Source organism: Aquicoccus porphyridii, from assembly GCF_008369105.1.
Lineage (GTDB): Bacteria > Pseudomonadota > Alphaproteobacteria > Rhodobacterales > Rhodobacteraceae > Aquicoccus > Aquicoccus porphyridii.
This window is the reverse complement of the sequence record NZ_VINQ01000107.1, coordinates 1-486: the sequence shown is the minus strand read 5'-3', so window position 1 is coordinate 486 and position 486 is coordinate 1. Positions and strand designations below refer to the sequence as shown.

Here is a 486-nt window from a genome sequence, read left to right as displayed (position 1 = left end):
CCGTTCTTCCTGCAATGGACCATCGACAACGTCATCGTCAGCGAAGACCGTGACCTGCTCAGCACCCTGGCCATCGGCTTCGGCCTGTTGCTGCTGATGCAGCAGGCGGTCAGCGGGGTGCGCGCCTGGGTGATGATGCACATGAGCACCCTGCTCGGCGTGCAGTGGCAGGCCAACGTCTTCAGCCACCTGCTGCGGCTGCCCGCGCAGTATTTCGAGAAGCGCCACCTGGGCGACGTGGTGTCGCGCTTCGGCGCGGTGAACAGCATCCAGCAGACCCTCACCGCGGCCTTCCTCTCGGCGGTGCTGGACGGCCTGATGACCGTCGCCACCCTCGGCATGATGCTGCTCTACAGTCCGCCACTGGCGGCCATCGCCATCGCCGCCATGAGCCTCTACGCCCTCGGCCGCTGGATCTGGTACCGGCCGTTGCGCAACGCCACCGAGGAGCAGATCGTCCACGCCGCGCGCCAGCAGAGCCACTTC

The 486-nt window shown here is 66.9% G+C and carries 1 protein-coding gene; it reads left to right on the top strand.

The features are described from left to right. Positions 1-486 (top strand): ABC transporter transmembrane domain-containing protein (locus FLO80_RS23780; protein WP_246156799.1); only part of this gene is annotated, 486 nt, incomplete at both ends.